This is a genomic window from Brevibacillus dissolubilis (assembly GCF_006170445.1).
Lineage (GTDB): Bacteria > Bacillota > Bacilli > Brevibacillales > Brevibacillaceae > Brevibacillus_B > Brevibacillus_B dissolubilis.
Map to the genome: position 1 here is coordinate 142,205 of NZ_VCNA01000006.1, position 21,382 is coordinate 163,586.

The following is a 21,382-nucleotide window of genomic DNA, read 5'->3' on the forward strand; positions in this document are numbered from 1 at the left end:
GTGCTGTCTTTTTGTATCATGAGAGAAAGTATGTTCGGTATATCGTACACCATACCTACATAAGTGTATCATCGCAGGCGAGAGCCTGTCAGCAGGAGTGAAGATTTCCGATGCTTTCGTTTATTCATACAGCAGATATACATTTGGATGCACCACTGGTTTCTTTATCTTCGGTGTATGAACAGAGACAATATGATTTTCGACTGACGATGAGCCGCATCCGTGATCTGGTCATAAGCAAGCAGGTTGATTTTTGGCTGATCGCCGGAGATCTGCTTGAGTACCACGGTGGGACTCGTGCGACTGCTCTGTTTTTGCGGGATTTGTTCGCAAGTGTTGATCCGGTGCCTGTCTGCATCGCACCGGGCAACCATGATCCATGGATGGAGGATTCGTTTTACCAGACCATCGAGTGGCCGGCCAATGTGTTTTTCTTCACAGGAGAGTGGGGCGTATATGAGTTCCCGGAGAAATCCTGTGTGATCTATGGCTGGGGCTTCCCGCAGGCGCATGTGCCAGAGTCACCATTAGACCGCTTTCCCGGCAGATTGGACGGGTATCAGCATCATCTGATGGTGCTGCATGGCACGGTATTGACCAGTGAGCCGACCGAGCATCAGCCGTATGCACCACTTCAGCTGAGCGATCTGGCGAAGACAGGTGTCAATTATGTGGCGCTCGGGCATATTCACAAGCCGATGCAGTTTCCCCATCCGACCAAAGGGACACCCTTTGCCGCTTACCCTGGCTCACCAGAGGGCTTGACGGTCAAAGAGCAGGGGCCAAGAGCTGTCTTGTTCGGTCAGGTGGATGAAGCGGGACAGGTGCGACTTACCCCGATCCCTGTTCAATCCCGTCAAATTCTCCGTGTCGAGTGGCAGGCTTCTGGGGTAGAGACGGTCGATGCGCTGCTTGCCCGTCTGCAGGAGGACCTGCGTGAGATTGATTCGGACAGCCTCTTGTATCTGACACTGACAGGGGAGCGCGCGAGTCACTTGATTCCGCCATTGGAGCTGATCAGAGGGCAGCTGCAACGTTTCTTTTACCTTCATCTAGAGGATGAGACGTGGCCCGACATCGACGAAGACAAGCTCCTGACCGACTACGGAATACTTGGGCGATGGATCAAAAAGCTCCGGGATATCGAGGAGACTGCCACAGACGTACGCGAGCGTGAGACTGCCAGACTGGCCCGTCAGGAAGCGACCAAGCGAATCGGGGGGATGCTCAGATGATTATCAAGGAACTCACCATCAAGGGCTTCGGCAAATGGAGCAATACCACGTTTCCTTTCGCACCTGGTCTCAACCTCTTTACCGCCCCCAATGAAGCAGGCAAGTCGACCTTGATGCAGGCTCTCATCGCATCCCTCTATGGCATGAAAAAAGATTATGTCCGCGTCACCCGTTATGTAGACGAATATGAACGGTATTACCCATGGGACAGGGCTTCTTATGAGACGATTGTCCGTTATATGCTCCATCAGCAGGATTTTCGTCTGCACCGCAATCTGGCCAAAGACCGCGAACAATCCAAGCTGTATCTCGAGCCGGAATTGACCGACATCACGATGCAATACCAAGAGGACCGGCGAAAAGAGTTCAATTTTATCGAACGGCATATTGGGCTGAACCGCACGCTTTTTACCGATGTCACATGGATCAGGCAAGACGCTCTGCAAGCCGCTGAAAATCTGGTACCCTCCCTCACCCGTCAGGATGATGACCCGCTGATCCAGCGTCTCTTGGCAGGCTTCGAGCAGGATCTGACTGCCATCGGTAAAAAAGAAAATGCGGAAAGCACCCAGCTTGGAAAAGTAACCAAACAGCTCAATCAGGCCCGCCAATCCTTGGAACAGTCCGAACAAGCCTGGGAGTCTGTCCAGCATCTCACGCTCGCGGTCGCTCGCTGGCAAGCAGAATTGCAGGAGCTTGGCAAGCGGCAGGAACAGCTGAGCAGCCATCTGTATGCCCTACAGGCTGAAGACCAGACCTGGCAATCCAGATGGGAGCGTACATACGAAGTGAAGACAGCGGGTCAACTGCTGATTTGGGAAGAGCAGAGTACAGATGAGCACGAACGGGAAGCGCACCGTAACACCCATGAACGGTTAAGCCACATCGAACAGCGTCTGGAGGAAATCAACCAGATCAAGGCAGCGGCTGCTGAGTCTGCCGTCGAGCAGCATGATCGGGACGGATTTACGTATCTTTCGTTCCAAGACATACCAGAAGAAGAGTGGCAGCAGTTTCTCAAAGGCTGGTATGCATTCTCTGCGCATGAGGAATCTACTACGGGGGTATCTGATCAGGTACTATCCATGGCGGACTCTGTACAAGTAACATCTGGGACAGATTTTGCCCAAGTATTAACAGCGTCAGAGCCCACTACACCACAATCTACCCCGTCATCACAAGCAGCAGTTTCGCTTAACCAACTGCAGAGCGATTACCGCCACGGCTGGGAATATGTCCGGCAGATCGAAGAATCCCGCCAAGTCCTGTTTCAACTGATCCCTAAGAAAACGGAGCAGGAAAAAATATTTCACTCCCTTCAAGCCGACCTGACCGCGTGGGAGAAGAACGAGCGGGCTTGGCAGGAAGCGAAGGCACACGACCAAAGATTGCAGGACGATCATCCAGCTATCTTGCTTTTTGATGAACAGCTAGCACGTGCCGCTTATGACTTTTTTACAAATCAGCCAACGGTTGCTACGCATGTTGCCCAGCAAGCTACCGGGACGGATCAACGGGCAATATTACCAACTGGAGAAGATCAGCAAGCCGAATACCAAAACCCCGTACCAACTGGAGCATCTCAGCCTGTGACTGTTGATCACGATCTCAACCGCACCCCAAGCCGAGTCAGTGACAGGGGGCGTACGAGCCGGGCGTCTTCGCAGAAGGCAATGCGCCGTAAAACCTTTGGACTAACCGCAGGGGGCTTGGCTCTGTTGTTGCTGGCTGCTGCGGTCGCAGGGGCAACACTCTCATGGGGCATGGCCGCTATTCTTGTTCCAGCTGTGTTGGCTCTCTTAATGGGAGCGGGGGCTTATTTCCTGCTCAGTTATACACCGAAGAGTGGTTCAACGAATGTGAATGCGTCTCAAGCGCCTGTTCAATCAACTGACGTGAACTCGTCACAAGGATCGATCCACCCTTCAAACATGAACCGATCCGATGTGCCGAATACCGATCCAACAGCACCGAGTGCATATGTTGTGGATCTGTTTTCAACTACAGCCACCAATCCGTATCAGTCAACAGAACTCTCCCAGTGGCTGACCCGACTCCAAATCCATACTCTGTCGGATCTCTTAGAACTGGAGAAATACTATGACACTTGGGCTGACACCAAAAATGCAGTCGCATTTCACGAACGCTGGTTCAGCCAGCAGCCATATCGAGACAAAGCAGAGCTTGTCGCCCGGCACGACACCGCCCGCCAAGCTTGGGAAGAGACCCTAAGAGCCACGACTGAGTCCGAACTCCGTATCGAGGAAGCAGAAGCGTCGCTTACCCGGTTGCTCGATTTTTACAACGCAGCTGACTGGCAGACCTTCTTGGCTTTTCGTGAAACCCATCTGTCCGAGATCCACCGGGAAGAGGCGAAGCGGGATGAGCAGGAGGAGCGCCGCCGAATCCAGACCCGTTTGGAGACCTATATGCTGAGATGGGGCGTCCCACCGCACCTGCCGTTCGCTGAAGCTGTACAGCTTGTGGTAGAGGAGCATGCAGAGTGGGAGCGCAAGGCACGGGAAGAGCAGGCGCGTCTTGCGCAAGAGCTTCATCACGAGCGCCTGCGTGCGCAGCAAGTCCGTGAACAGGAGGTGTACGAGCAAGAAAAGGCTCAGCTTCTTGCCGACTGGGAAGAAAATACCCGCAACCTCCTGCGGGAGCGGCGCACCCACAATGAGCAACAGCGTCTCCAGCTGCAAAAAGAACGAAGCCAGCTCGAACAGCAGCTGGGTGATTTGCGGGAAAAGATTGCCCGCGCCCAGGGCGAGATCGGTCAGCGTGGCGAGGTGTCATGGGCCAAGGCAAAAAGCTCCTATGAGGAAGCCTCACAAGCCATGCATGAATTGCTGCAGCGCCGGGATGCCTTGACACTGGCCAAAGACACCCTGCAAGCCGCGATGAAAGAATGGCAGAGGGAAGTCTCCCCGGATGTCAATGAACTCGCTTCTGCCATCGCATCAAGGATTACAGAGGAACGATACAACGACGTTCGGATGGACCCGCTGAACCACTTTTCGATCCGGGTGATTGACCCGCAAAGCCAGGACGTGGTGAAGCAGGAGCAACTGTCGAGCGGGACGCAGGACCAGCTTTATTTTGCACAGAGGATTTCGCTTCTGCGTCACCTCAGTGCGGAGCGGGAGCCGTTGCCGTTATTTTTGGATGATCATTTTATCCACTATGATGAGGCTCGGTTGGAGCGGGCGCTTAAGCTTTTGCTGGAGATGGCGGGAGAGCATCAGATCTTTCTGTTTTCCTGCCAGCATCGGGAAAAAGCATACTTGGAGCCGTTGATTACAGGTGAGAAGCGGCATCGGATTCATGACTTGACTGCTTAACACGCTGATTAGACCGACATCAAGAAAAGACCGCATGAATCCATTCCCTATTTAGTAACGGAAACGGATTACATACGGTCTTTTTGATTCTTATTGCTGATTAAAGCTGCTGCTCCAGCATGGTCAAGAACAGCCCCACGTCTGTTACCACACCAACCGTTTGAGACGAGCCGCGGTCCATCAGCTTGGTCACGACAGCCGGGTTGATATCTACGCAGACAGTTTTGATCCAGCTTGGCATCATGTTGCCTGTTCCGATTGCATGAAGCATCGTGGAGAGCATAATCACCATATCAGCGTCATGCACTTGGTTTGCATATTGGGCTTGTGCTTCAATCAAGTCCATCAGGGTGTCAGGCAATGGACCGTCGTCACGGATGGAGCCAGCCAATACGAATGGCACGTCATGGCTCACACATTCGTACATGATGCCGCTGGTCAGCGTGCCGTCTTTGACCGCTTCTGCGATGGAGCCGGAACGGTTGATGCTGTTGATCGCCCGCATGTGGTTTTTGTGTCCACCGCGAACGACAGAGCCGGTATCCAGATTCACCCCGAGTGAGGTGCCGAACAGAGCGCGTTCGATATCGTGCACGGCGAGCGCATTACCGGACAGGAGTGCGTTCACATAGCCTTTGCGGATCATCTTTTGGAAGGCTTCCTGACCGCCTGTATGGATGACAACAGGGCCTGCGACGAATACGATTTTACCGTTGCGGGCATGGATATCACGCATTTCCTCTGCCAGCTTCTTTACGATGACCTCGACGCGGCGCTCAGAGCTTACCTCGTTGTTCATGAAGGCAAAATCATTGTCTGCTCCCGGCTCTTCCTGTGGAGTGTTCACGATGCGTACACCCGCGCTGCCGCAGATGACAGCGTCACCTTTTTTGATATCGCGCAGCTTGACACAGTGGACTTCGTCGCCCTTGATTACGAGGCAGGCGTCCATCCGCTGATGCAAGGCACGGGTCCATTTGCCGTTGAGATACACCTCTGTAGCATGATTGGTGGTGGAGTAGAAGTCGTCTGCGACGGTTTTGTCCTTTTCCGCCGGCTTGACGGTAGGGGTCTGAGCTTGTGTCGGGATGGTACAACCCATGTTGATCAGCTCATTGAGGATCAGCTCCAGCTTGTCCTCTGCGACATTCAGAGCGACACGGGCTACAGACAGGTCGTCGAGCTGTTCACCGATATGCAGCTGGAGTACCCGGTAGCGACCGTTGTACTGCTCGGTGGAAGCGTCAATCTTTTTTAACACGTCGTCACGGATAATATGACCATGGACTTCAATAATATGTTCCATCTATGAAAACCTCCTTGGGGATATTTGGCTGAAACATGAGGAATATGTACAAACTTTTTATTAGTATATAGGTTGCCCTATGGTCCTTCCAAGTAGTTGCACTAAAATGGATGTTTATACAAGTATGCTGTTTTTGTTGCCCGTCCGAACGGCGTTCAACTATAATGAGGTTGACCCTATGGAGTGAGGAGTGTAATCCGCATGACGCTACGTAAACCAGAATGGCTCAAAATCAATCTGGTCTCCGGTGAAAAGCTTGAGGCTTTTAAAGAATTGAAACAAACTATGCGTGGTAAAACTTTACATACCGTTTGTGAAGAAGCGAAATGTCCAAATATCCATGAGTGTTGGGCGAACCGTACCGCCACGTTCATGATTCTTGGTGATATCTGTACCCGCGCTTGTCGTTTCTGTGCTGTCAAAACTGGTCTGCCGACAGAACTTGATCTGGCCGAACCAGAACGCGTGGCCGAAGCAGCAGAGCAAATGGGGTTAAAACACGTGGTCGTCACCTCTGTAGCCCGTGATGATCTGGCAGACGGGGGCGCGCAGATTTTTGCTGAGACCATCAAGGCGATCCGCAAACGTCTCCCATTGGCAACCGTTGAGGTGCTGATTCCAGACTTCCTCGGCAACTGGGATTCACTCAAGGTGGTTATGGATGCACGCCCAGATGTATTGAACCACAACATCGAAGCAGTGCGCCGCCTGTCCGACCGTGTGCGTGCCCGTGCCAAATACGACCGTACCCTGGAGCTTTTGCGTCAGGCCAAATTGATGCAGCCAGACATCCCAACCAAGTCCAGCCTGATGATCGGGGTAGGAGAGACCATTGAAGAGATTATTGAAACCATGGATGACCTTCGTTCCGTGGATTGCAATATCATGACAATCGGTCAATACCTGCAGCCAACCAAAAAGCACCTGGATGTCGTGAACTATTATCATCCAGATGAATTCGCCATGCTTCGTGAAGAAGGCATGAAACGTGGATTCAGTCACGTCGAATCAGGTCCATTGGTACGCAGCTCGTATCATGCCCATGAACAGGCAGATGCAGCGAAGCAGACCATCGCGGCCAATCAATAATCAAAACCCAATCAACCCATAGAAAAATCCCCTTTGTCATCTCGACAGAGGGGATTTTTCATAAGCTACAGGTCAGGTAGCAGAGGTGTCTCTATGGCTCTTTGTAATCAGAAGTTGTTAGCGGCTTGTGTTACCTTGGGTGGAAGTGTTCATGTTGTTGAGACCGGTAGAGTGGATGCCATCCTGATCGGTTGTGCCGGTACCTTGTCCAGCTTTGGCATTCACACCACGGTTGCCACGCAGGTTGCTGTTGGTCATCGTACCACCAGTTTCTGCACCGTCAGGGGTTCCGCCAAAACGGCGAACCAGGTTCTCAATGGTCCGGTCGTTGTTGCGAAGGCTGAGGTTGTTGGTGTTGGTGCCACGGGAAGCGATACGGGACAGCTCGTCGATCATCGCTTGGTTGTTGGTCACATACACCTTGAAGTAACGTGGAGATACGGACATCGCATTCATACGGGCTTTAGTGGTAGCGGTTTTACCGTCACGGTTGTTTTCGGTACGGATACCCACGAAGACCTCTTCGTCAGAAACGAGAACGGTTGTGTTGTTCACGCCTGGCACAGAAGCGGTAACATTACCAACAACCTGCGCCAACGCATCGCGGTCGACGTAGACGCTGTTCAGTTGGTCACTGTTGGTACGCATGGAGTTGCGATCCACTTTGAAGTAACCCATTTTGTTCATGGCATTACGTTCTGTGGAACGGATTCCAGCGGTGTTTTGACCAGTCAGACCACGGTAGATGGATGTGTTCATCCGGTAGTTGCTGCGGTCAAAAGCGCTGATTCCGCTTGTATCGTTATTGTTGCCGATACCAGTGGTAGTTCCTCCTGTAGTACGACCAGTGTTACCGCCTGTGCCGTACATGTTGGTGGTTCCGTAGGTATTGGTCATGTTGCCATTACCATACGTACCGTATTGGCCTTGGGTGTTAGTGGTGTAGCCGGAAGTACCGTAGCTGCCTCCGTATGCATTGGTACCGGTTCCGCCATAGTAGCCACCAGTACCAGTCGTCCCGGCAGTACCTGCACGACCCATGCCGTAGCCAGCAGCGGCACCTGCTCCAGCACCATACAGACCGCCTGCACCATAATAGTTGTTGGTGCCATAACCGTTGGTACCGTTAGTGCCACGGGTACCTGTGGTTCCATTACCCCAGTTGCGTGGGTCGAGGCGGCCCAATGTATCGTCCTCATCGTCCCCAAGCTCGCGGTCTCCACCAATGCCACGGGTACCCATAGTGCCAGTGCCTCGGTTGCGTGGGTCGAGGCGGCCGAGTGTGTCGTCCTCATCGTCCCCAAGCTCGCGGTCTCCACCATTACCTACGTTGTTGCCACCAAGCAGGCCGGTATAGCCCCCAACCAATGCGCTTCCACGGGTACCGTTGTTGCCATACGTGGAGGTACCGGTTGTGGTACCAGGAGTTGCAGCACCAGTACCAGTGTAGCCTGCGCCAGCACCGCCGGATTGAGTGGTGCCGCCTTTTGTACCGGCAGTTGTGCCACGAGTGTTTGCTCCCGTGATGCGGTTGTTCGTACCAATCATACCGTCGCCACCAAGGACGTTGTTGCGGGCATTCATGCCTTGACCATTGTAAGCATTCGTACCTGCAGTGTTGCCGGCAGTCGTGCCACCAGCGTTGTTGTCAGCTGCATTGTTATACCCACACGCGGAAGTCAACAGAGCCAAACTTGCGACTGTACCATAGAGCCATGTTTTTTTCATGTTGTTTGAACACCTCCTGACAAGTATGTTGCCCCCATCTTTGCAACGTTTTCGTGGGAATTTTATGTCCATCAACAAAAAATGTGGTAAGATGGGTGTAATGGTTTTTTCTCGACAGAGAAGGGGGAAGTACCTTGATTCGCTTACCAGTTGGAACATTTGAATTGATGGAGGAGAATCGCAACGGTTGGAACCAGGACGTGTTCCAGGAACGTTACAGCGATATCTTGGATAAATACGATTACATCGTGGGTGACTGGGGCTATGGCCAGTTGCGTCTGCGGGGCTTTTTTGACAATGCCAACCGTAAAGTGCCGTTTGAACATAAAATCGCTTCTTTAGATGAGTATTTGCACGAATTCTGTAATTTCGGCTGCGCATACTTTGTTTTGCGGCGTATGCGGGTGGAGGGAGAGCTGTTTGCTTTTGATCCAGTGGCAGGACTGGAGTCTTCTTCCTCAAGCAGTGTGGAGGGAGCAACAGAGTCCGCTGGGCAGACCGAATCACCAGCAGGAACCGAGCGTCCAGCGAGAGCTCCCCGCCACGAACGCTACGAAAAGCGTGAGCGTCCAAACCGCAACAATGACCGGAACCAAGACCGCGGTGAGCGTCCGGAACGTGGTGAACGCCCAGAAGGCTACCAGCCGCGCTATCCGAAACGCCGCTACACTGACCGCAACCAAGACCGGAATCAAGATCGGAATCAAGACCGCAACAACGACCGTAGCCAAGAGCGCAGTGATGACAACCGTGAGAACCGCACCGAGCGCACTGACCGCGGTACAGACCGTCCGAACCGCTATGAAAAATCTGGACGTCCACCCCGTCAGGGACAAGACAACCGTCCAGGCAGAGGGGACGGCAACAATAATTACCGGGAACGCCGTGGCAACAATCAATCCTACAACCGCCCGCCACGTGATAAGGTCACCAATCCACAAGGCACCCAGAACAACAACCGTGACCGCGAAAACAACCGCAAGCCCGAGTCCAATCCAAATACCAACCATCAGCAGGACAAATAAAAAAGCACTGACTTTCCCAAAGAGGGGAGGTCAGTGCTTTTCTTTATGTGATCCAGAAGAGTCAGCTTATCAGTTAATCCTGATCGTATCCTTGATCCAGCTCAGGGGTGCCGCTGATCGGGCGATACCCGTGGCCGTAACCGTAATACGGATATGGATAAGGATAATACGGATATGGCGGGTATGGTGCATAGTATGGCGGATAGTAAGGATAACGGTTACCGTAGTAGAAGAAAGGCAACAGACCAATTAAATCCTCAGGGCTGTCAAAGAAGCCTCCACCTCTTCTGCGACGGCGGCGTCTGTATTGGACGGGTACAGGCAGATAGTCGTATTCTTCACCATAATAGGGCTGTCTCTGTTGTTTAGACTCACGGCGATGTTGCTCAGCGATCAGTTCATCATGCATGTCATACGGTTGCATTCGGGCGTTACACTCCTCACACTTTTTGTCTGGGGTTCCTTACAGAGGTAATATACGGCAGGAGCACAGAAGCGGCGATTTGTCCCGCCAAAATGGGCGCATGACATAAATCCAAGCTCACGAAAAAAGAAAAAACTCACCCCGAAGGATGAGTTTGAGTTTAGATGACACGCTGTAAAAAGGTTTTCAGTTCCTCTGCTTCCGCTTCATTCAGATTGAAGGCAAATTCCAGATAGCCTTCCTCCTCCAGATCATCTTTTCCGATGATCGCGGTACGGCCGTTCTGAATGTTGATCACCAGTTTTTTTCCGTAAAAACGGTCAGTTGTGGTAATCGCCAGGTCAAAACGGGTATCTCCCATGAAAGAGACAAAACGGGTTTTCGTTTCCTCCGTGTCATCGTAGAGGTAAAACAAATCATTGCCAGACAATTGCATACACCTACTTCCAATTGATATTCGGCTTATGCTCCAAGTTATGCAATGCGGTGATGAAGCGGACAGTTTTGGTCTTGGAGCGCATGACGAGCGAGTGGGTCTCCACCACATCGTCACCTAAATATTTGACACCTTGCAGCAGCTCGCCGTCAGATACGCCGGTTGCAGCAAAGATAGCATCGTCGCCACGGACAAGGTCATCGAGCGTGAGGATCTGTTCAGGGTCTTCGAGTCCCATCCGGCGGCAACGCTCGCGCTCCGCCTCGTTTTGCGGCTTCAGCTGGGCTTGCATATCGCCGCCAAGGCATTTGATGGCAGCAGCACTGATGACGCCCTCTGGTGCACCACCGATCCCGATAAACAGGTCAATCCCCGAGGACGGCATACATGCAGCGATCGCCGCACCTACATCCCCGTCACCGAACAGCTTCACGCGTGCGCCTTTTTCACGGACGGCTTCGATTAGATGGTCATGACGGTCGCGTTCTTGGATAATGACGGTCACGTCTTGGATACGTTTATTGTTGGCTTCTGCTACAATTTCAATCATTTTGTCGATAGGATCGGTCAAATGGATACGTCCGGCTGCCCGTTTCCCTACCGCTACTTTCATCATATACATGTCAGGTGCGTGTAAAAGCGTGCCACGGTCTCCGATCGCAAGCACAGACATCGCGTTGGAGTGGCCTTTTGCCACGATGGTTGTCCCTTCCAACGGATCGACAGCTACGTCTACCTCTGGACCGTCTTCACGGCCGTTGCCGACTTTTTCTCCGATGTAGAGCATGGGGGCTTCGTCGAGCTCACCTTCGCCGATCACGACAGTCCCGCGCATGGCGATTGTATCAAACATCGCCCGCATTGCCTCTGTGGCTGCTCCGTCTGCCTCATTTTTTTTACCGCGTCCAAGCCACTGAGAGGAAGCGAGTGCCGCCATCTCTGTTACCCGTACTACCTCAAGTGCGAGTTCCCTTTCCATGATGTCCTCCTCGTTGATCCATTAACAAAAATGTGACATTGCACTACTTATTGTAACATAAGTTGGACAAACGGAAAGATTCGTATTGAATCTTGGTATTCCATCAACTAAACTAACATTGTACACCTTATGCTTTTACCACATCATGAGCCTCATAGTAAAGGAGGGACAGCGTTGCTACAGAAGGGCAAAAAAGGACTGGATCGGATGAAAATGTGGTTTCAGCTCATGTATCCATCCCATGTGTTAAAATGGTTTCCCCCTCACTTTATTGTTCGAGAGGTCATGCTTGAACAGATTGATAAGTGGCAGAAAAAAGGGAATCGCGCCTTACTCCTTTACTTCGATGTGAAGCAGTATGCGGAGATCCGGACGATTCATTCACCGGAGACCGTTCAGCTTTTCGATGAGAGTATCATGGAATCGTTCCGTCAGGTTCTTGGCGAAGAGATCCGTGACAACGATTTGCTGGGTGTGCAACGCTATAATGATGATGATTTCGTCATCATAGTGAAAGAAAATTCAGAACATCTTACCTATCGAATGATGGATAAATGGATGGATAAAGTCCGGGAACGGTTGGAAGCGGCGATTCATGCCAAAACCTCCGTATTCTCCGATTTTCCGATCCGATTACATGGCGCGTCTGCCCGTATTGATCCTGAGCAGGATATTCACGAGGCATTCCAAGCAGCTATGCTGGAAGCGCGCGGCATTGCCAAAATTCAGCTGTCCGCTGATTATGGGCGGATTCGCAACGAGATTCAACGGATTATTTTTGATGAGGACATCCGCGTGCTGGCTCAGCCGATCATCTGTTTTTCCTCTGGGGAAATCATGGGGTGGGAGATGCTGACACGAGGACCTGAGGACAGCCCATACCATCAGCCGCTTCGACTGTTTGAGCTGGCTGAACAGGCTGGTATGTTGATTCACTTGGAGCTGTTGGTGATCAAGAAGGCCTTCCAAGAGATGGTCAAAAAACACACAACGATGCCGATCTTTATCAATGTAACCGTGCCGAGTCTGCAAAATCCGTTCTTTTATCACCATGTTATGCTGTTATTACAACAGTATCCGCAGGTGAAACCGGAAAATATCATCTTGGAAATTACCGAGCGTCACTCGATCGACCAGCAGGAGTCATTCGAACAGGCCATCGAGCTGTTCCGCCGTTCTGGATTCCGCTTTGCGGTTGATGATACGGGTGCCGGCTATGCGAGTCTCAATGTGATTGCACAGGTATTGCCGGACGTGATCAAAGTCGATCGTTCCATCATTCAGAATATCGACGGCAGTGAGGTCAAAGACTCTGTCCTGCAAGCACTCCTCCTGATCGCAGAGAAGATCGGCAGTGAGGTGGTGGCTGAAGGAATCGAGACAGAGGCCGAAGCCAATGTCGTGATGAATAAAAATGTAACGTTTGGTCAGGGCTATTTCTTCTCCCGTCCACAGGAGCCGTTTCCTGAGGTGGAGGAGAACTGGGTCATGAAGCAGCGTGCCAAATAAAAAGCTCCCATCCGAAGAGGATGTGGAGCTTTTTTTATGAAGTCGATGTCGATTACAGCGGATAGCGCAGTCCGTCTTTGCCGAACAGCATACGCACTTTGACATACAGACGGATGGGTATATGAGCAAAGACAAATGCCAGATGGCCCTCTGCCAGCGGTAAAAATTCACTCGGTGATTCGACCGTATAGGTGATCTGTAAGGCATCCAGTGCGTCACGGTAATACTTAGCGGAGCTCCACGGGACGGAGAAATAGATGGTCTTTTTCACGGGTTACCGCACTCCTTTTCCACTCTCTATTGTAGCAGAGAGTGGAGGAGTTGGGGAGAAATAAGCCTAGTCGATTGAAGGGGGAGGGGTAGGTGGAGTCGGCGGGGTGTTTTTGCGTTTTTTCCGCTTCCAGAGGTAGATGGGCACACCGGGGATGGCAATCAGGATTAGAACCGGGATGGCTGCTGCGATGAAGACCAAGAGCAGCTGGATGAACTCGAAGATGCCAATCAGACTGCTGTTAAAAGCATGCCAGGCTTGTGTAAGCGTGCCTTGGTTGGCGAGATCGTCGAGACTGGCGGTTCGTTTTTTCTCTACAACGTCGAGGGTAATGGTCGAGTAGGCGACATTCTCATCCAAGTAGCGCATGCGTCCCTTGATGCGTTCGATTTCTTCCTGGACGGTGGCGAGGTCACCGGAGATTTTGAGTAAATCTTCTGTCTTTTGTGCCTTGCTCATGAACTCCAGCAGGCGTGTTTCGACGGCTTGTTTGGCTTTGAGACGGGAACCAAGATCGACATATTCCTCGGTGACGTCTGTTCCCTCGATGGAGCGGTGCGGGATTTTGACGGCGAGATCATCGAGCTTATTGATGAACGGATCGAAGCCTTTTTGTGGGATGCGGATGACGATGCTGGCACCTTTTTCATCTTTCGATTCGTACTCCGATGATGATAAGATATAACCTTGGTATTGAGTCACCAGCTTGGTCAGTCCGGCGCGGGAGGCTGTGTAGGACTCCACTTCCATGCGTACATCCGCTTTGTAGATCATTTTGCGGTTGAGGGCGGGGGAGGAAGTCAGGCTGGTGTTTTGATTGGCGGTAGGGCTTGTGGGTGGGGCTGATGAGTTTTCGGTTTCAGCGGCGGATTGCGCGGGACTGTCGGATGTGGCTTCACTGGATGGTGAGTCGGACTGTTTGGAGGCCATATCACCTGATCCAGCGCTGTACTCCCTAGATTCCATCGATATGTCCTCAGACGGTGCACTGCTGCATCCGACCACGAGCAGGATGGCGAGCAGCAGATGGGCGACGAAGGCCCACGATCTTAATCTGTGTGTTGGCATAGGAATGATCCCCCTTATCTGTCTATACTGCTGGGACGAAAAGAACAGATAAGATGTTACGTCCCGGTGACAAGCTTTTTTGTTCGCCTTGGTTTTTGCTATACTAAAAGATGTATGAAATGAGGTGACGTAATGAGTGAAGAATTGGGTACAGCGTTAATCGTGCTGATGATGCTCGGATTTACCTTTGTCGGCACGATCTGGTATGCCAAGTGGAAGTCGAAAAAGAATCAAAACAAATAGATCGGGATAAGGCAGGGAAATGAACATGTATGATGTAAATACAAAACGAATTGATGAAGTATTGAACCATATCGGGCAGATGCTTGCGCTGCTCGGAGAACTGACCGAACGTCAAGACGCGGAGCTGGTTGGTGACCGGATTCTGACGGCTGCGATGGAGCGTGGGCTGCATCTGGTGATCGAGGGAATCATTGATGTAGGAAATTGCCTCATTGATGGATTTATTATGCGTGATCCAGGCAGTTATGCCGATATCGTAGAAATTTTGCGGGACGAGACGGTGGTCAGTGAAGAGCAGGCCCGTAGCTATACAGATGTAGTGGAATTCCGCAAGCACCTGATCAATGATTACACCCGTGTACCGGCGGAAGAAATGGTAAAAGTGGTGCGTAAATCGCTTGAATCCTTGCACCAATTCGCGCCATCAGTACGTACATATGTAGAGAAAGAACTGTTTTGATTTTTCTTCCATCCTTTCCAGTAGATTTATGAAACAAAAAACTTTATTTAGTTTACTAATTTGCTTTTGTACTGTAAAATAGGGAGGAAAGGACGGTGATTTTCATATGACAAAAGATCAAACATCTACACGTGATCAAATTTTGCATATGTTGAAATTGAAAGGTTCCCTTCCCGTCAGCGATATAGCCAACGACCTCGGTATCACTGAGATGGCTGTACGCCGTCATCTGAATACATTGGAGAGGGATGACCTGATCACGTCAACTCTTGTGCGCCAAGCGATGGGCCGTCCGACCAATGTATACTCCCTGTCACAACAAGCAGATGAACTCTTTCCTCGCAATTATTCCGACTTGACCCTCGATTTCCTCAAGGATATCCAAGAGATCGACGGGGACGATAAAATAGATGCCCTCTTTAACCGACGTGAGGATCGCCTCGAAGAAATCTACCGCCAGCAAATCCAAGGCGAGCTGGAGGACCGCGTGGCTGCCTTAGCCGAGCTGCAAAACGAGAAAGGCTACATGGTAGAATGGGAAAAAGACGAGGAGACCGGTGATTATCTACTCAAGGAATTCAACTGCCCGATCGCCCAGGTTGCCCGTGAATTTACCCAAGCTTGCCAATGTGAGCTCTCTCTTTTCCGCAAGGTCCTTGAGACAACAGTGGAACAGACCCACTGTATGGCCAAAGGTGCTGAAAAATGCGTATATCGAATCCAGGCGAGCCAAGCTTAGAAGCTCAAGTCGGTTAGACTTGAGTTTTTTTGTATGCAAAAAGACCGACCCACAGCGGATCGGTCTTTTTTGGTGGGTTCGCTTCTTGTGATCAGTACTTTTTGCTCCAGTTGTTGTAGCCTTTTGTCCATGTCTTTTTCGCTTTGTAGGGTTTCTTCCATGTCGTGCCTGATGTGTAGCCGGTGACCCATGGTTTGGGATAAGATTTTGACTTTTTGCCATAGCTTTTCGTTGCAGTGGTCGAGCCGGTCCAGCCAGTCCAGCGGGTTGGATAAGATGCTTTTTTCTTTGCTTTTTTTGAACCGGTGTAGCTTCCGTAGGTTTTGCCTTGTTGGTACATGGTGCTCACCTCGCTTTTACCCGTATGCTTACAGTTAATGAAGCTGGGGAGCATTTGGTCAGGTACAAACTTGCTCGGTGAAGTGACTCATTTTCTGGTAAAATCATGGGATACGAGAGATAGGAAGGGATGAATGCAACGATGAAACCAGCCATGAAACGATATACAGCCTACCTGCTTGATCTGGACGGGACGATCTATAGAGGGAGTGAGGTGATTCCCGAGGCCGTGACCTTCATCGAGAAGCTGAGGGAAGCGAGGATTACGTTTCTCTATCTGACGAACAATTCCTCGACCACACCGGAAAAAGTGGCAGAGCGATTGACAGGGATGGGGTTGCCTACAACGCCAGAAGAGGTAGTCACGACTGCGATGGCGACGGCGTATTACCTGAGTGAACAGGAGAAGGTGCGGGAGGGTAGTGGAGAGGGAGCAGCGACTGGTAACTCTGGTGCGGACGCTCAGGGAGAGTATGCTGCGGGTACAGGCAATCGCGGGGTCTATATCATCGGGGAGGAAGGCTTGCATGTGGCACTCACCGAAGCGGGCTTCACCCACACCGAAGAGAACCCGGCCTATGTCGTAGTAGGGATCGACCGCGCGTTCAACTATGAAAAATTAGCGGCTGCCAACCGGGCTATCCGTTCTGGGGCTACCTATATCGCAACCAATATCGACCCGGCTCTGCCGACGGAAAAAGGCTTGATGCCAGGCAACGGTTCTCTGGTCGCGGCGGTGGCTACAGCATCGGTAACCAAGCCGGTGGTGATCGGTAAGCCGGAGAAAATCATCGTCGATTATGCCTTGGCGAAGCTGAACCGAAGCGCGGAGGAGACGCTGATCGTGGGGGATAATCTGTTCACCGACATCGAGGCAGGGGTCAACAGCGGCATGGACAGCCTGTTGGTGCTGACGGGCTTTTCCTCCAGGGAGGATGCGGAGGCACACCATGCGAAGCCGACTTATATCGAGGAGACGCTGATGACCTGGTGGGACAAGCAGGAATCTCTGTAAAAAGATATCTGTACAAAAAAAGCCCGCTTGACGGCGGGCATGATTGTATAGGGGTTGTCATGATCAACAGATGGATCAACTGCTAGTGATTCCTTGGCTCGTGCTAGACCTGTCCAGTGGCAAGCACGGCTTTTTCCTCTTCAGCACGGTGTCTGTGAGCGATACGGCTGGATGCAGCGGCAGCAATCGCGCCGACGAGGTCATCGAGGAAGGTGTGGACACCATATCTTTTATCATTGAGTCGCTCGAGAATGCCGTATTTGAGCTTATCGACATAACCATAATTGGTGAAGCCGATGCTGCCGTACAGGTTCACGATGGCAAGGGACAGCACCTCGTCGACACCATAGAGGGATTCATCGGAGTCGATCATCTCTTGGAGCGGGCTTAGCAGTTGGCCTTTTTCAGCCAGAATGTCCATCTGGATGCCGGTGAGCAGCGCATTCTGTACCTCCCGTTTGTTGAGGACAGAGTGGACGCTCTCGACGGCCTTTTCTTTGGTCAGGTTAGGGACATATTTCTCCTGCAGGAAGACGACGATCTCGGCAATCGAATCGACCGTGACCCCGCGCTGTTCCATGAGGGCGACCGCTGAATTGTATACATGTTCACTGAGTACTCGATGTGTCTGGCTCATTTCACTCCCACTTTCATCACGGTTTACGATGTAGTATTGGAAGGCTTTTGTGTCTCTATGCACCTAGGCACCTATCATGGGGTGGACACATACAATACCGCAGGGAAACGTGTGAACAGGAGGGACCAAGATGAACGGACTGAGAGAAAGATTGGAGCAGGAGTACGGCTTCAGTGTCTATGACATCAGAGAGCGGGGCGGATGTCGGGTGCTGGAGACCGACCAGGGGATTTTTTACCTGCATTCCTGCCCGGCGGCGTACCGGTCTAAGAACAAGCTGGTGGAAAAGGCAGAGAAGCTTTTCGCAGGGCCCACTCCCTACAATGTACTGCCGCTGTATCAGACGAAAGCAGGAAAACCGTATTTTACCCTAGAGGATGAGATGCACTACCTGCATCAGGGGGTACGCGAACAGACCCCTGACAACCCGCCTTATGAGACAGGGCGGGTATTGGCTGAGTTTCACCAAGGTACGCGCAATTTTACGGGAGACCGGCCTTTCATGACGTCGTATCAGTCGCTCGGGAACTGGCCCACGATGTGGCAGAAAAAAGTGCGTGCCTACGAGACGTTGCGGGATGATCTGGAGCGGGACGGGGAGTTGAGTGAGTTTGATACATGGCTCTTGACGATGTTCACGTATGTCCATACGATGGCAGAGACCTCCATCCAGTATCTGAACGACAGCGGTTACTCTAAAATCGTCAAGCAAATGGGCAAATACGGCAAGCTGGTCTACCAAAATTTTGATGATGGGTATATTCTATTTAGTGAAGCGGGTATGAATCTCACCGGACAATACGGCTGGGTGATGGATATGCGCACCCGTGATATCGGGCAGTGGCTCAAAGCATCTGTGCGCCGTGACGGCTGGGATCCAGAGGCGTTCATACAGTTTGTGGATGGCTATAACAGGGTATCCCCACTGTTTGATGAGGAGTATGCGATTGCGTATGCGATGATGCTCTATCCTGGGCGCTTTTTGCGGATGGCGGATACGTATAGCAAGCTGACCGCAGCCGAACAGGGGCAGCTGGATACGGCAGCCTTGCAGCGCGAGATGGAGGAGAGCCTGCTGGTGATGGAGGACGGCTTGCGTGATTATCCAGAGCTGGTGCTTCGGTATTGGGGGGTGGCGATCCCGCGAGTCCAATGGTTATGGAGGCAAGCTGATGACGAAGCCCTACGTGTATATGACCCGCCAGGTATCTTCTGAGGTACTGGGTCTAATCCAAGAGGTGGCACAAGTTGGAGTCTGGGAAGAAGACCGCCCTGTGCCACGCGATATTTTATTACAGGAAGCAAAAAAGGCTGTGGCCTTGTACGTGATGCTGACCGACCGGATCGATGAAGAGCTGCTCTCGCAAGCACCACAGCTGCGGATGGTTGCCTCGATGGCAGTCGGGTACGATCATATTGATCTGGAGGCGTGCAAGCGACGTGGCATCGTGGTAACCAATACGCCTGATGTGCTGACAGAAGCGACGGCTGATCTCGCCTTTGCCCTGTTGATGGCGACAGGCCGGCGGATGGTGGAGGCCAACCGTTATCTCCATGAGGGGCGATGGGAGTCTTGGGGCCCTTATCTGTTGGCCGGGCAAAGCATCTCTGGCCGTACCCTTGGGATTATCGGGATGGGACGGATCGGAGAGGCTGTGGCGAAGCGGGCGGCGGGCTTTGACATGCGGGTCTTGTATAACAACCGCAAGCCGCGTCCCGAAGCTGAGCAGGCTTACGGGGTAGCCTACCGGGAGCTGGATGATCTGTTGCAGGAGTCCGATTATGTCCTGCTCCTCACCCCGCTTACACCAGAGACACGGCACCTGATGAGTGACCGAGAGTTTGGCCTGATGAAGCCGAGCGCGGTGTTCATCAATGTGTCACGCGGTGCGACCGTGGATGAAGCGGCCCTGTACCGTGCGCTGACCACCGGACAGATCTGGGCGGCGGGGCTTGATGTGTTCGAGGTGGAGCCGATACCAACTGATCATCCGCTGCTCACTCTGCCCAATGTCGTCGCCATGCCACATATCGGCAGTGCTACATACGAGACGCGGGACGCCATGGCGATGCTGGCCGCCCGCAATCTGGTCAACGTCTTGATCGGAGAGGAGCCGATCACACCGCTATGAGTACTTGGCTGTGGATCGTCATCATCCTTCTGATCGTGGCAGTCGGAGTGATGGTGGGAATTGCGGTTAAGGTGGGTCTGACACTGATCCGTCCGCCCCGCAAGCCGATTGAGATGGACCCGGCGAGATACGGTCTGCCTCATTATGAAAATGTCATTTTCCCGAGCCGCGACGCCGACCTGCAACTGAGCGGCTGGTACATGGATGCCGAGTGGCACGGGTATCCAAGCAACGGGCATACGATCGTGGTCTCCCACGGCTACCGTCAGAACCGCCAAGAGCCGCATCTGCCTGCATTGGCACTGGTCACCCATCTGGTGGCGGCAGGCTTCGACGTCCTGATGTATGATTTCCGCAACGCAGGGGAATCAGAAGGGAATATGACCAGCATCGGCTTGTACGAGCAGCTGGATTTACGGGGAGCCATCGATTTTGCCTGCATCAAAAAGCCGGGACACCGCATCGGACTAATCGGCTTTTCGATGGGGTCGGTCACCTCGCTCTTGGTTGCCGGGCAGGACGAGCGGGTAGAAGCGGTTGTGGCTGATTCGCCATTTTATTCCCTGTATGAATATCTTCAAGAAAACATGCCGGTCTGGACAGGTCTGCCGAGCTTTCCGTTCACCTGGCTGATTCTCTCCATCGTGCCGTTTCTCGTCGGTGCCTCACCGCGCAAGGTACGTCCGATTGACGAGGTGAAGCGGTTTTCACCGAAGCCGATCCTGTTCATTCACGGAACAGGGGACAAGGCGATTCCGCATCATCACAGTGAAAAGCTCTACGAGGCCGCAGCCAATCCTCACAACGAGGTGTTTCTGGTTGAGGGGGCGGATCATGTGCGGAGCTTTGCCCGTCAGCCGAAGGAGTACAGCGAGCGTGTCATCACGTTTTTTCAGGAAAAAATGGTGGGGAAGGCCTAATCGTCCGACCCCGCAGATCGCTTCTAACTGGCCCCATGCAAAAAGAAACACCCCTTACCAACAGCCTCAACTGTCAACGGTAAGGGGTGTGCTACATATAAAGGTAACTATGGTCTTTAATGGCAATTAGAATACTTGTTGAACTTCCACTACGCCAGGAACTTCTTCAAGAAGAGCGCGCTCGATACCGGCTTTGAGCGTGATGGTAGAGGAAGGGCAAGAGCCACAAGCACCCATCAGGCGCAGCTTAACGATACCGTCTTCTACATCAACGAGCTGAACGTCACCGCCGTCACGTTGGAGGTAAGGACGCAGTTTATCTAAAACATCTTCGACTTGAGCTAACATTGCGTTTTCACTCATGAAGGTTTCACTCCTTTTTGTTTCAATCGTTCCTACTCCATTATAATCCCCCGCAAAGCTAAAATCCATGACTTTTTAAACATTTTAGGTTTGTTTTTATCATTACGATGTTTATCGCTTGTC

Annotated in this window: 21 protein-coding genes; 11 read left to right on the top strand and 10 right to left on the bottom strand. The window is 52.1% G+C overall.

Annotated elements, in window-relative coordinates; all coding sequences use genetic code 11:
• The first annotated feature begins 110 nt into the window (after window positions 1-110).
• Together FGI41_RS13335 and FGI41_RS13340 are read left to right on the top strand one after the other, a co-directional pair.
• Window positions 111-1,235 carry a DNA repair exonuclease gene (locus tag FGI41_RS13335; RefSeq protein ID WP_139490718.1) on the top strand — a complete coding sequence of 375 codons (1,125 nt, stop codon included), beginning with the start codon at window positions 111-113 and terminating at the stop codon, window positions 1,233-1,235.
• The gene (locus tag FGI41_RS13340) at window positions 1,232-4,576 is read left to right on the top strand and encodes an ATP-binding protein (protein ID WP_139490720.1); all 3,345 of its coding nucleotides are present in this window, start codon (window positions 1,232-1,234) and stop codon (window positions 4,574-4,576) included. The genes FGI41_RS13335 and FGI41_RS13340 overlap by 4 nt, the downstream gene beginning before the upstream one ends.
• A 100-nt stretch (window positions 4,577-4,676) precedes the next feature.
• Here FGI41_RS13340 and FGI41_RS13345 read toward each other — a convergent pair whose 3' ends face one another.
• Window positions 4,677-5,882: an ornithine cyclodeaminase, nickel-pincer nucleotide-dependent gene (locus FGI41_RS13345; RefSeq protein WP_139490722.1), complete on the bottom strand. Its 1,206-nt coding sequence runs from the start codon at window positions 5,880-5,882 to the stop codon at window positions 4,677-4,679.
• Between the two features lie 201 nt (window positions 5,883-6,083).
• Here FGI41_RS13345 and lipA point away from each other — a divergent pair, with 201 nt between their 5' ends.
• Window positions 6,084-6,971: a lipoyl synthase gene (lipA, locus tag FGI41_RS13350; protein ID WP_139490725.1), complete on the top strand. Its 888-nt coding sequence runs from the start codon at window positions 6,084-6,086 to the stop codon at window positions 6,969-6,971.
• Between the two features lie 117 nt (window positions 6,972-7,088).
• Here the strand turns inward: lipA and FGI41_RS13355 are convergent, their stop codons facing one another.
• Entirely contained in the window at window positions 7,089-8,699 is a 1,611-nt protein-coding gene (locus FGI41_RS13355) for a YhcN/YlaJ family sporulation lipoprotein (protein WP_139490727.1), read from the bottom strand.
• A gap of 134 nt (window positions 8,700-8,833) precedes the next feature.
• On the opposite strand from FGI41_RS13355, the gene FGI41_RS13360 reads away from it, so the two are divergent.
• Window positions 8,834-9,724 (top strand): YutD family protein, encoded by an 891-nt coding sequence (locus FGI41_RS13360; protein ID WP_139490729.1) that lies wholly within the window; start codon window positions 8,834-8,836, stop codon window positions 9,722-9,724.
• Window positions 9,725-9,797: 73 nt separating this feature from the next.
• On the opposite strand, the gene FGI41_RS24980 is transcribed toward FGI41_RS13360, so the two are convergent.
• The 3 genes from FGI41_RS24980 to glpX all read right to left on the bottom strand — a co-directional run bounded on the left by FGI41_RS24980 (window position 9,798) and on the right by glpX (window position 11,563).
• Complete coding sequence (locus tag FGI41_RS24980) at window positions 9,798-10,148, bottom strand: hypothetical protein (RefSeq protein ID WP_176560264.1); 351 nt, start codon at window positions 10,146-10,148, stop codon at window positions 9,798-9,800.
• A 160-nt stretch (window positions 10,149-10,308) separates the two neighbouring features.
• Window positions 10,309-10,584 carry a DUF3055 domain-containing protein gene (locus FGI41_RS13370; RefSeq protein WP_139490731.1) on the bottom strand — a complete coding sequence of 92 codons (276 nt, stop codon included), beginning with the start codon at window positions 10,582-10,584 and terminating at the stop codon, window positions 10,309-10,311.
• A 4-nt stretch (window positions 10,585-10,588) separates the two neighbouring features.
• The gene (gene glpX, locus FGI41_RS13375) at window positions 10,589-11,563 is read right to left on the bottom strand and encodes a class II fructose-bisphosphatase (protein ID WP_139490732.1); all 975 of its coding nucleotides are present in this window, start codon (window positions 11,561-11,563) and stop codon (window positions 10,589-10,591) included.
• Between the two features lie 174 nt (window positions 11,564-11,737).
• Here glpX and FGI41_RS13380 point away from each other — a divergent pair, with 174 nt between their 5' ends.
• Window positions 11,738-13,072 (top strand): EAL domain-containing protein, encoded by a 1,335-nt coding sequence (locus FGI41_RS13380; RefSeq protein WP_176560265.1) that lies wholly within the window; start codon window positions 11,738-11,740, stop codon window positions 13,070-13,072.
• Window positions 13,073-13,124: 52 nt separating this feature from the next.
• Here the strand turns inward: FGI41_RS13380 and FGI41_RS13385 are convergent, their stop codons facing one another.
• Complete coding sequence (locus FGI41_RS13385) at window positions 13,125-13,343, bottom strand: hypothetical protein (RefSeq protein WP_139490736.1); 219 nt, start codon at window positions 13,341-13,343, stop codon at window positions 13,125-13,127.
• Window positions 13,344-13,409: 66 nt separating this feature from the next.
• Window positions 13,410-14,411, bottom strand: coding sequence for a DUF4349 domain-containing protein (locus FGI41_RS13390; RefSeq protein WP_139490739.1), 1,002 nt, complete (start codon window positions 14,409-14,411; stop codon window positions 13,410-13,412).
• A 268-nt stretch (window positions 14,412-14,679) separates the two neighbouring features.
• On the opposite strand from FGI41_RS13390, the gene hepT reads away from it, so the two are divergent.
• Both hepT and FGI41_RS13400 read left to right on the top strand, forming a co-directional pair.
• Entirely contained in the window at window positions 14,680-15,114 is a 435-nt protein-coding gene (gene hepT / locus FGI41_RS13395) for a type VII toxin-antitoxin system HepT family RNase toxin (protein WP_139490741.1), read from the top strand.
• Window positions 15,115-15,220: 106 nt separating this feature from the next.
• Window positions 15,221-15,853, top strand: coding sequence for a helix-turn-helix transcriptional regulator (locus FGI41_RS13400; RefSeq protein ID WP_139490743.1), 633 nt, complete (start codon window positions 15,221-15,223; stop codon window positions 15,851-15,853).
• Window positions 15,854-15,944: 91 nt separating this feature from the next.
• On the opposite strand, the gene FGI41_RS13405 is transcribed toward FGI41_RS13400, so the two are convergent.
• A complete protein-coding gene (locus FGI41_RS13405; protein ID WP_139490745.1) occupies window positions 15,945-16,193 on the bottom strand; it encodes a hypothetical protein in 249 nt (82 codons plus the stop codon).
• Between the two features lie 153 nt (window positions 16,194-16,346).
• Between FGI41_RS13405 and FGI41_RS13410 the strand changes: the two genes are divergently transcribed.
• Complete coding sequence (locus FGI41_RS13410; protein WP_139490987.1) at window positions 16,347-17,207, top strand: HAD-IIA family hydrolase; 861 nt, start codon at window positions 16,347-16,349, stop codon at window positions 17,205-17,207.
• Between the two features lie 103 nt (window positions 17,208-17,310).
• Here FGI41_RS13410 and FGI41_RS13415 read toward each other — a convergent pair whose 3' ends face one another.
• The gene (locus FGI41_RS13415) at window positions 17,311-17,844 is read right to left on the bottom strand and encodes a phosphatidylglycerophosphatase A family protein (protein WP_139490747.1); all 534 of its coding nucleotides are present in this window, start codon (window positions 17,842-17,844) and stop codon (window positions 17,311-17,313) included.
• 130 nt (window positions 17,845-17,974) lie between these two features.
• Between FGI41_RS13415 and FGI41_RS13420 the strand changes: the two genes are divergently transcribed.
• The 3 genes from FGI41_RS13420 to FGI41_RS13430 are packed head-to-tail and all read left to right on the top strand — an operon-like array spanning window position 17,975 to window position 20,896.
• Complete coding sequence (locus FGI41_RS13420; protein WP_139490749.1) at window positions 17,975-19,060, top strand: YutH/CotS family kinase-like spore coat protein; 1,086 nt, start codon at window positions 17,975-17,977, stop codon at window positions 19,058-19,060.
• The gene (locus FGI41_RS13425) at window positions 19,017-19,976 is read left to right on the top strand and encodes a 2-hydroxyacid dehydrogenase (protein ID WP_139490751.1); all 960 of its coding nucleotides are present in this window, start codon (window positions 19,017-19,019) and stop codon (window positions 19,974-19,976) included. Before FGI41_RS13420 ends, FGI41_RS13425 begins: the two co-directional genes overlap by 44 nt.
• Window positions 19,973-20,896 (top strand): alpha/beta hydrolase, encoded by a 924-nt coding sequence (locus FGI41_RS13430; RefSeq protein ID WP_139490753.1) that lies wholly within the window; start codon window positions 19,973-19,975, stop codon window positions 20,894-20,896. The genes FGI41_RS13425 and FGI41_RS13430 overlap by 4 nt, the downstream gene beginning before the upstream one ends.
• 126 nt (window positions 20,897-21,022) lie before the next feature.
• Here the strand turns inward: FGI41_RS13430 and FGI41_RS13435 are convergent, their stop codons facing one another.
• A complete protein-coding gene (locus tag FGI41_RS13435) occupies window positions 21,023-21,259 on the bottom strand; it encodes a NifU family protein (RefSeq protein ID WP_139490755.1) in 237 nt (78 codons plus the stop codon).
• Window positions 21,260-21,382: the final 123 nt, after the last annotated feature.

Excerpts from the sequence above, each read along its gene's own strand:
- FGI41_RS13405 (WP_139490745.1), bottom strand. The coding sequence starts at position 16,193 with ATGTACCAACAAGGCAAAACCTACGGAAGCTACACCGGTTCAAAAAAA.
- FGI41_RS13335 (WP_139490718.1), top strand. The coding sequence starts at position 111 with ATGCTTTCGTTTATTCATACAGCAGATATACATTTGGATGCACCACTG.
- FGI41_RS13425 (WP_139490751.1), top strand. The coding sequence starts at position 19,017 with ATGACGAAGCCCTACGTGTATATGACCCGCCAGGTATCTTCTGAGGTA.
- hepT (WP_139490741.1), top strand. The coding sequence starts at position 14,680 with ATGTATGATGTAAATACAAAACGAATTGATGAAGTATTGAACCATATC.
- FGI41_RS13370 (WP_139490731.1), bottom strand. The coding sequence starts at position 10,584 with ATGCAATTGTCTGGCAATGATTTGTTTTACCTCTACGATGACACGGAG.
- FGI41_RS13345 (WP_139490722.1), bottom strand. The coding sequence starts at position 5,882 with ATGGAACATATTATTGAAGTCCATGGTCATATTATCCGTGACGACGTG.
- FGI41_RS13355 (WP_139490727.1), bottom strand. The coding sequence starts at position 8,699 with ATGAAAAAAACATGGCTCTATGGTACAGTCGCAAGTTTGGCTCTGTTG.
- glpX (WP_139490732.1), bottom strand. The coding sequence starts at position 11,563 with ATGGAAAGGGAACTCGCACTTGAGGTAGTACGGGTAACAGAGATGGCG.
- FGI41_RS13400 (WP_139490743.1), top strand. The coding sequence starts at position 15,221 with ATGACAAAAGATCAAACATCTACACGTGATCAAATTTTGCATATGTTG.
- lipA (WP_139490725.1), top strand. The coding sequence starts at position 6,084 with ATGACGCTACGTAAACCAGAATGGCTCAAAATCAATCTGGTCTCCGGT.
- FGI41_RS13390 (WP_139490739.1), bottom strand. The coding sequence starts at position 14,411 with ATGCCAACACACAGATTAAGATCGTGGGCCTTCGTCGCCCATCTGCTG.
- FGI41_RS13415 (WP_139490747.1), bottom strand. The coding sequence starts at position 17,844 with ATGAGCCAGACACATCGAGTACTCAGTGAACATGTATACAATTCAGCG.
- FGI41_RS13410 (WP_139490987.1), top strand. The coding sequence starts at position 16,347 with ATGAAACGATATACAGCCTACCTGCTTGATCTGGACGGGACGATCTAT.
- FGI41_RS13435 (WP_139490755.1), bottom strand. The coding sequence starts at position 21,259 with ATGAGTGAAAACGCAATGTTAGCTCAAGTCGAAGATGTTTTAGATAAA.
- FGI41_RS13430 (WP_139490753.1), top strand. The coding sequence starts at position 19,973 with ATGAGTACTTGGCTGTGGATCGTCATCATCCTTCTGATCGTGGCAGTC.
- FGI41_RS24980 (WP_176560264.1), bottom strand. The coding sequence starts at position 10,148 with ATGCAACCGTATGACATGCATGATGAACTGATCGCTGAGCAACATCGC.
- FGI41_RS13420 (WP_139490749.1), top strand. The coding sequence starts at position 17,975 with ATGAACGGACTGAGAGAAAGATTGGAGCAGGAGTACGGCTTCAGTGTC.
- FGI41_RS13340 (WP_139490720.1), top strand. The coding sequence starts at position 1,232 with ATGATTATCAAGGAACTCACCATCAAGGGCTTCGGCAAATGGAGCAAT.